This window comes from Cupriavidus sp. GW823-FHT06D04 (genome assembly GCF_058795055.1).
The window spans coordinates 98,625-106,420 of the sequence record NZ_JBXAHL010000028.1 but is presented as its reverse complement, the minus strand read 5'-3'; the positions used below and the strand labels follow the sequence as shown (position 1 = coordinate 106,420).

6 protein-coding genes and 2 pseudogenes are annotated in these 7,796 nt (G+C 59.2%); 2 read left to right on the top strand and 6 right to left on the bottom strand.

Features of this window, described 5'->3' with window-relative positions:
* Positions 1 to 196: 196 nt before the first annotated feature.
* From AC1Q7H_RS27850 to AC1Q7H_RS27835, 4 genes are read right to left on the bottom strand one after another with little or no spacing between them, the layout of a single operon-like run.
* On the bottom strand, positions 197 to 541 hold the full coding sequence (locus AC1Q7H_RS27850) for a carboxymuconolactone decarboxylase family protein (RefSeq protein ID WP_411860282.1): 345 nt from the start codon (positions 539 to 541) through the stop codon (positions 197 to 199).
* A gap of 33 nt (positions 542 to 574) precedes the next feature.
* On the bottom strand, positions 575 to 1,324 hold the full coding sequence (locus tag AC1Q7H_RS27845; protein WP_317920536.1) for an enoyl-CoA hydratase/isomerase family protein: 750 nt from the start codon (positions 1,322 to 1,324) through the stop codon (positions 575 to 577).
* Positions 1,321 to 1,881 (bottom strand): cysteine dioxygenase family protein, encoded by a 561-nt coding sequence (locus AC1Q7H_RS27840; protein ID WP_317920535.1) that lies wholly within the window; start codon positions 1,879 to 1,881, stop codon positions 1,321 to 1,323. Before AC1Q7H_RS27840 ends, AC1Q7H_RS27845 begins: the two co-directional genes overlap by 4 nt.
* Positions 1,878 to 3,083: a CaiB/BaiF CoA transferase family protein gene (locus AC1Q7H_RS27835; protein ID WP_317920534.1), complete on the bottom strand. Its 1,206-nt coding sequence runs from the start codon at positions 3,081 to 3,083 to the stop codon at positions 1,878 to 1,880. The genes AC1Q7H_RS27840 and AC1Q7H_RS27835 overlap by 4 nt, the downstream gene beginning before the upstream one ends.
* Before the next feature lie 84 nt (positions 3,084 to 3,167).
* Between AC1Q7H_RS27835 and AC1Q7H_RS27830 the strand changes: the two genes are divergently transcribed.
* Complete coding sequence (locus AC1Q7H_RS27830) at positions 3,168 to 3,956, top strand: IclR family transcriptional regulator (RefSeq protein WP_317920532.1); 789 nt, start codon at positions 3,168 to 3,170, stop codon at positions 3,954 to 3,956.
* A gap of 705 nt (positions 3,957 to 4,661) precedes the next feature.
* Positions 4,662 to 4,913, top strand: a pseudogene (locus AC1Q7H_RS27825) (ImmA/IrrE family metallo-endopeptidase); the annotation flags it as partial.
* Between the two features lie 338 nt (positions 4,914 to 5,251).
* Here the strand turns inward: AC1Q7H_RS27825 and AC1Q7H_RS27820 are convergent.
* Together AC1Q7H_RS27820 and AC1Q7H_RS27815 are read right to left on the bottom strand one after the other, a co-directional pair.
* Positions 5,252 to 5,428, bottom strand: a pseudogene (locus AC1Q7H_RS27820) (transposase); the annotation flags it as partial.
* 190 nt (positions 5,429 to 5,618) lie between these two features.
* Entirely contained in the window at positions 5,619 to 7,787 is a 2,169-nt protein-coding gene (locus AC1Q7H_RS27815; RefSeq protein WP_317920531.1) for an acetate--CoA ligase family protein, read from the bottom strand.
* Positions 7,788 to 7,796 lie beyond the last annotated feature (9 nt).

Here is a 7,796-nt window from a genome sequence, read left to right as displayed (position 1 = left end):
CCCTTACCTCGAAATTTCCGCGGCCGCATGCTCCATGCCCCGCTGCGGACGCGGTACTACTTCTGTATAAGGAGATGCTTTATAAGTCGTCATCCCGACGAAGACTTTGGCGACTAGCGAAAGACGGGATGGTGTAATTTCAACATCGGATTGTCGTTAAACTAGATGATGAGCTACGACAAAGCCATTCCGGAGCTCAGGCGCTTAGCTCGCCGAACGCTTCCATGGCGCGCAGTGAGTACACATAGGCGGCACCCGCATTCATGGCGATTGCGACGCCCAGGGCGTCGGACATCTCGGCTTCTGTGGCGCCAGCCTTGACGGCAGCGGCAGCATGGGAGGAGATGCAGCCGTCGCAACGGGTCGTAACGGCCACGGCCATGGAGATTAGCTCGCGAGTCTTAGCGTCCAGGGCGCCATTGGAGCCTTGAGCAGCGGCTAAGCCGCGGTATGCTTCGAGCATTTTCGGGTTGGAATGGCCCAAGCGGGTGTAGGAGCGCTTCAACGTACCAAGCAGATCGGTCCAATTCATAAAGGCCATGATAAGTCCTTAAAAGTATCGCGGTGAAAAAAGCTAATCTGTGACGGTAAGGCGTGCAGCCATTGCTCGTTGCACGTACGTAGAGATCCGGTCCCGAAGCCCGGGAAGGGCGGCGGAACGTACTAGGCGTTCAAGATCCTTGGCATCGTTCATCCCGGCTTCAGGTTCGATGGCCGAACGAAGTGCTGCCGCCATATGGGTGGGCATGTTAAGTTGCTGGCTAACTTCCTCAGCTATGCTCTGCTCGTTGGGCAGGAAGGCGCTGACCAGCCCTGCTCGCTGTGCCTCCGCCGCGGGCACGCCTCGGCCAGTCTCGATCCAATTGAGCGCTGTCGACGATCCGACCAGCGCGGCGAGGCGTCGTGTGCCGAGCACTAGCCCGAACCCGCTCGCGCCGGGAAATGCGAAACTTGCATTGCCCTCGGCGAGTCGCAAGCGGCAGGCGGCGAAAACGTCAGCGCCTGCGCCCATGGCCCGACCGCGGGCGATCGCAACCGTCAAGTACGGCGCTCGGGCGATGCGCTGAAGCAATAGCTCGATGCGTACAAACCGCGCGAGCAACGTATCGTCGGACTCCTCGGCAAGATCTGACAGATCGAAGCCTGTACAAAAATGCCGGCCGCTGCCTGCAAGGATGACCGCCGCAGGAAGATCGCGCTCTGCCCGCGCCAGTACCTCGTCTAGTTCGGTTACGAGTTGCGCGGACAGCGCATTGCCGTGTTGAGGACGGTCAAGCGTAACGCGCCAGATATGGGAGTTCAGATCCAATTGGAGCGTGTTCATGCCTCATTTCCCACGGTATTGCTGTAGCCGGACACAAATTCCTTTACGGCGCCCGACTGTGGTTCAAAGACGTGTCGGCGAACGGCGCCAATATCCGCGCCATAAACATGGATGCTGATCGAGACTCTGTCGTCGAAGGCATTTCGCACCTCATGGATATCGCCGGTGGCAGGCGAGACGGCGGCGACGTGACCCGGCATCAGTGTTTCAACCGGCCCCGTGGGAGCCATCCCCGCCGGCGTCTGGGTGTAGCCCTGAGCCAGTTCACTGCCGCGCAACATGCCAATGACGCCCCAAACGGTGTGATCATGAATGGGCGTCTTCTGGCCAGGTCCCCACACGAAGCTCACCACAGAGAAGCGTGCGTGTGCGTCACGATGCAAGAGATATTGGGTGTAATACTGCGGATTAGGCTTCGCCATTTCATCGGGAAGCCAGTCATCCACGGCGACTAGCTCTCTCATGGCGGCCCGAGCCCGATCCAGAATATCCGCCTCCTCCGACGTGGCGTCGAGCGCCAAATCAATCTCGCCGACGAATCGCTCGAGCCTATTCATGGCTGATTCACCTTATGTTCATAGTGTTCGCGAATCTCCTGGGTATGCTCGCCCAGTGCCGGCGGTCGCCGGCGAATGGACGCTGCTTCACCGCTGAATCGCAAGGGAGATCCGAAGGTCCGCGTAACTAGCCCATTGGGAAGTTCCATATCGTGCACCCAGCCCATCTCTTGCACTTGGGGGTCCTCCAATGCTTGGGCGTAATCGTTGATGCCGGAATGAGGAACTCCCGCTTCGCGGAAGACGGTCAGCCAATGATCGACCGGGTGGTGGCAAAACACTGCTTCGAGCGCTTCCTTGAGTTGCGCCTGATTCGTTGCCCGCAACTGGGTCGTTGCGAACCGCTGATCATCAGCCAGGTGTGGCATACCAACGACGGACACTACCTTCAACCACAACTGCTGATTGCCGGCCGCGATGGCGAAGTAGCCGTCTGAAGCCCGGAAGGCACGATACGGTGCATTGCGCGGATGCGCGGAACCTAAACGCCGGGGGCTACGACCCGTACCAAAGTACTCACTCGTCTGTAGTGCAGCGATCGCGAGCGTGCAACCGAACATAGGCACATCAATATGCACGCCCTCTGCACCGCCGCGCACCGCCGCCAAGGCGGCCGAAATGGCGTAGGCCCCATATAGTCCGGATGCGAAGTCAGAGATCGGGACGCCACACTTGACCGGAGCGCCGTTTTCCTCACCTGTCACGCTCATCACGCCGGCGGCGGCTTGGATTGTGAGGTCAAAGCCACCTTCCTTGGCGCGTGGGCCACTTTGTCCGAAAGCTGAGATGGAGCAGTAGATCAGTTTGCCGTGCTGCGCCTTGAACGTACGGTAGCCCAGACCTAGGCGGTCCATCACGCCAGGGCGATTATTCTCAACAAGCACGTCAGCGTCCATCACCAGTCGGCGTGCGACCTCGACGCAAGCGGGATCCTTTAAGTTAAGGACGACGGACCTCTTGTTTCTGTTGACGGAGGCGAAGTTTTCGCTAAAACCATCCTTGATGGGCGGCCATTGACGCAACCCGTCGCCCTCAGGCGGCTCAATCTTTATGACGTCCGCGCCAAGATCGGCGAGCAGCATCGAACAAAAGGGTCCTGCCGCAGTGGAGCAGAACTCGACAACTCGGATGCCGGCGAGAGGGCGGTGAGCAAGAGGTGACGTTGAAGACTGTGCTGGAGACTGTTCGGTTGCCTGTGTCATGGGGGGTATCCGATGGCTTCGTGATCTGGTGGATGCACGATATAATGTTCTCCAATTGGTAGCAACTGTTCAACATTTGAGAACATGAACAACACTTTGCTGAAAGGCCTCGCAGTCCTTGAACTGCTTTCCCGGAGCGATCGGCCGCTAAACCTCACGCAGATCGGCCGTGATCTCGGCATCGTCAAGAGCAACGTTCATCGACTGATGCAGGCGCTAGTGGAAACGCGCTTTGTCCTGCGCGATGACGAAACGGGCTGCTATAGCGCTTCAATAAAGCTCTGGGAGCTCGGCTCTGCGGTGCTGGCAAAGCTGGACTTGCGTCGCCATGCAGAGCGTCAGATGGAAGCACTTATGACTTTTACTGGCGAAAGCGTGCACCTGTCTGTCTTGGACGGAAGCGAAGCGGTGTACGTACACAAGGTGGATAGTCCGAATCCCGTGCGGGCCTATACTCAAATCGGCGGTCGCGTGCCAGCGTACTGCGTTGCCACCGGCAAGGCGCAATTGGCATTTGCGGGTGAACGCCGCCTACACGAAATCGCAGGATCACTGCAACGCTTCACGGGGCGGACTATCACTGACCCGGAGATCTTTCTGAAGGAAATGCGCAAGGTGCGTGAGCAGGGATACGCTGTGAATCGCGCAGAGTGGCGCGATGATGTATGGGGTATTGCTGCGCCCATCCGGGATTCCCGCGGATCGGTGATTGCTGCGGTCGGTGTGTCAGGCCCTGCTGCGCGCTTTCGCAAGGCCGTACTCGCTCCCTGGAGCGAAGCCGTCATCGCGGCCGCACAGGAGGTGGCACTTGCCCTGGGGGGCCACCAGCCGGAGTCCTCTGCACTAGCAGCGGTCAGGTTCGATCCGATGTAAGACTGACTGCGCAGTGCACCGGTGCGCTGGCGGCGGGAAAGCTGGGATCCCTCACTCCTATCCACGATGCGCCAACCAACAACCTGTATTTGGTATGGAACAAGTCTTCCATGCGCAATCCACACATCGTCCACGTCCGCGACTTTATCCTCGGCCTGTTTGAAAGTGATTCTTAGCCTTTGCTTACGTTGGAACTCGCCGCGCTAACGGGCATTCGATGGCCAGCGGTCTCGGATTCGAATTTAACCACGAGCGTCGGGCGGCTACGTTGCATAACGAGGCTTCTGGCGTAGTCGGGGCCGCCGACTGACCTCGACCGCCTGCTAAATAGATAGGGCGTCTATGTCCGCAATGCTGACGGAAAGCTCGGTTAAACAAGCATCCACGGCAAACCACAACTTACGTCGACGCCCGCCGATTGAACGAATACGAGAACTCATTCAAAACGCGATGAAAAGAGATCCCCATCTTGCGACAGCGTTTCGAGAGGGCACACGCCAAACAAGTAGGGACCTGGAGTCGCTTTACGATGATCTCGTATTAATGGGGAAGATCCGACCAGATGATGAGAGCGCCTGAAATTGCGCGCCTCAGCGCGCCCGAATGCTTGCTGTGGAGTCATGGCGTCAGACATCCGGATCATATCGATCTTGATGCCATCGCCCTATCCAAGGGGACTCACGTTATCTATCGTCGTCTGGATGGTTGCGCAGCACGATTAGTGGAGCCACCGAAGACCAAGCCGTCATTAGTGTAGCAGCGGAAGACAAGGTAGGCAGGCAACGATTCTCGCTTGGCCATGAGTTGGCACATTGGCTCACTGACGTAAATCGCGGGTCTTTCCTCTGTGCAAATGCCGACATCGGTCCGCAAAATGCCGAAGCAAAAAACACGGAAGCGCACGCCAATCGATTTGCCAGTCAACTGGTCTTACCCGATTATTTGGTGATTCCATGGATGGGTTCAAGAAGACCAAGCCTTGACCTCGCAAGCGAGATGGCCGCAGCATTTAGAACGGGTCTAACCGCCTCCGCCATCAATCTCGTTCGCCGCTCCGTCGTTCCGGCCATTGTTGCCTGCCATGATCAGCACCGGCTCCGCTGGAACCAGCGGAGCCGGACATTTCCTCACGACCTGTTCGTTGTAAAACAGCTTCACTATGACACGCACGCGTTTGAGTTGGCCTTCAATGCCACCAGCATGTCCCGCTTCATCGAGGTGCTGGAGGCTGAAAAAGAAGCGCTCGACCAGGCGGGGTTCAAGGCAATCCTGATCGGCATGCTGCAGCGATTGGATACCGTTTCCCGTCCGGCGAACGGTCGTTTGGCGTACACGACCCATTCGGAGGCACGCAGCGGCGCCAACCACTGCGCGAAGGCGTGCGGGTCAGCAAGCGAAGCGTACTCGCCGAAGAACTGCAATTGCCCCCTTGCATGCGCGGCCTCGAGTGCCTCAAGAATGCGGCGTCGGAACGGGAGTTCGTCGGCCAAGCCTTTGGCGGCCACACGGCCGATGACCGTGCGGCCACTTCTATCATCTTGCCCCGGCTCGAACACCGCCAGCTCGCGCGGCTGACCGCTCTTGGCGCGGGCGCATGAAGTTGCGCGATCGACTCTCTCAGCGAGATCGCGAAGTGCGGCAACCGCTTCGAGAGCGGCCATGTCAGCAAAGCAAAGCCCTTCCATCTACCGCAACACATCCAAGGCCTGCGCGTCTGACCAGCAGTGGATTGATATCCAGCTCTTTCAGCGAGGCACCCCAATCGTGCGCCAGCCAACTCAAGCGCGACACGGCTTCAGCGGCAGCTTGAATGTCGATCGGGGGCTTGCCGCGCATGCCATCGAGCACAGGCGCAATGCGCAATCCCCGAAGCATCCGTACTGCCCTTTCCGATGACACAGGCGCACGCGCCAGCACGACGTCCTTCAAAAGTTCAGTGAAGACACCGCCAGCCCCGACCACGACCATCGGGCCGAACTGGTCGTCGTGCTTGAGACCGATCAGAAGCTCGAGATCCCCTATCACCTGCTCCTGAACCAAAAAACCCTGTATCTGCGCATGGGGTACTTGGACGCGAACACGCTCCCACATCTTCCGGGCTGCCGTTTCCACGTCCTCTGGATGTTCCAAACCGAGCGCCACGCCGCCCACATCAGTTTTGTGGACAATGTCACTCGAGACGATTTTGAGGACATAGGGGGACGTGAGCTGGCTCGCAGCGCTTGCGACGTCCAGAACCGTGCTTGCGAACCGCCCGTGATTCACGCCTATGCCATAGGCGGTGATTACATCTTTCACCCCCTGCTCTCCCAGCAGACCGGCTGAAGGCGCTGGGAGCGCGGGAAGTTCCGGAGGCCGAACCGGCATTTCAGGCGCAACGAACATGGACCACTCTCGCCATGCGCTGATGGCTCTCAACGCACTGTCGAGTGTGTCGGTATGCAGAACGTTGCGCTGCCGAAGCAGGGCACGAGCCTCTTCGGCGGCCCTGCCCGGCAGCAACACCATCATGGACGGCTTGTCCGATCCGGCAATGCCGTCGGCGGCCATCTCCGCGAAGCGCGCAATGTCAGGCGCCGCAGTGATCACCGTGAGCGACAAGTCCACGTTCACGTCCGACAGGACTGCTCTATGGGTCTGCTCGGTATGGGACATCGAAGCGCCGTCATTGGCTGCGCCAATGTCCACGGGGTTGTGGGCAACGCCGGGATACATCGGATCCAACGCAGCAACCGTTGCGGTCGAGAACGTCGCAAGGACGCCACCGACATCCACCAGCCTGTCTGTGGCCATGGCACAGCCACCGCCCGAGGGGGACAGCAAGGCGATCTTGTCGACGGTGCGGCCAGGAAAGCGCGACATCCCAGCCGCCAGCAAAAACATGGCCTCGGGCTCGTCGATCAGCAAGACGCCTTGCTCTCGGCACACTGCGGCAAACGCTGCATGGCTGCCCGCAAGACTGGCCGTATGAGAGAAAGCTGCCGCAGCCCCGGCTTCGGTGCGTCCGGCCTTGACAATCAACCACGGCTTTCCGGCTTGCCGTGCCCTTGCAGCGACCTGGTCGAACCGTTGGGGGCGCTTGATGCCTTCGACATAGCTGCAGATTACCCGGGTCGCTGGATCATCGATCAGGTAATCAACGAAATCGCAAAGTTCAAGATCCCCTTGGTTTCCGATGGAGATGCAGTGAGAGAACCCGATTCCTTGGGAAATCGCACGATCGAAGATCGTGCCCATGACCGCGCCGCTCTGACTCACAAAGCCGATTTCCCCGCGAAGAACCGATCGCCCCAGCAGCACAGGAGACGGGCAAAGGACGAAGTTGTTGACGGGGCTGATGATTCCGATGCAGTTTGGCCCGAGGATTCGCATACCGGAGCGATGCGCAATTTCGACCAGATCGCGCTCGAGCGCGGCGCCTTCATCTCCGGCGTCCGAGAACTTCGACGTCACCACGATCGCGCCTTTGACCCCCGCCTTGGCACATTGGGCAATCGTGTCTAGTACGTGCTCGCGCGGAATCGCCATGATGGCCAGGTCGATCGGCCCCGGAATCCGGTCGATCGATGGATACGCCTGGTGCCCCAGCAGTTCGCCACGCTGGGCGTTGACCGGGTAGAGCGTGCCATGAAAGCCTTGCTCCAGCAGCGTTCGCAGGATTCGACCGCCAAATTTGCGTGGATCTTCCGATGCCCCGATGACGGCAATGGACCGGGGCGTCATGATTTCATCGACGGTTCTCAGAAGGGAGGCAGAGGGTGTTGTCATTCGATCGGTTGGGTTTGAATCGAGGTGGATGTGCTGAAGAATCCGCGGGCCAGCCCACTTCATCTGCGCCTC

Bases quoted from the DNA above. Each gene is read 5' to 3' on its own strand.
- AC1Q7H_RS27850 (WP_411860282.1), bottom strand. From the start codon at position 541: ATGGCCTTTATGAATTGGACCGATCTGCTTGGTACGTTGAAGCGCTCC.
- AC1Q7H_RS27845 (WP_317920536.1), bottom strand. From the start codon at position 1,324: ATGAACACGCTCCAATTGGATCTGAACTCCCATATCTGGCGCGTTACG.
- AC1Q7H_RS27840 (WP_317920535.1), bottom strand. From the start codon at position 1,881: ATGAATAGGCTCGAGCGATTCGTCGGCGAGATTGATTTGGCGCTCGAC.
- AC1Q7H_RS27835 (WP_317920534.1), bottom strand. From the start codon at position 3,083: ATGACACAGGCAACCGAACAGTCTCCAGCACAGTCTTCAACGTCACCT.
- AC1Q7H_RS27830 (WP_317920532.1), top strand. From the start codon at position 3,168: ATGAACAACACTTTGCTGAAAGGCCTCGCAGTCCTTGAACTGCTTTCC.
- AC1Q7H_RS27815 (WP_317920531.1), bottom strand. From the start codon at position 7,787: ATGAAGTGGGCTGGCCCGCGGATTCTTCAGCACATCCACCTCGATTCA.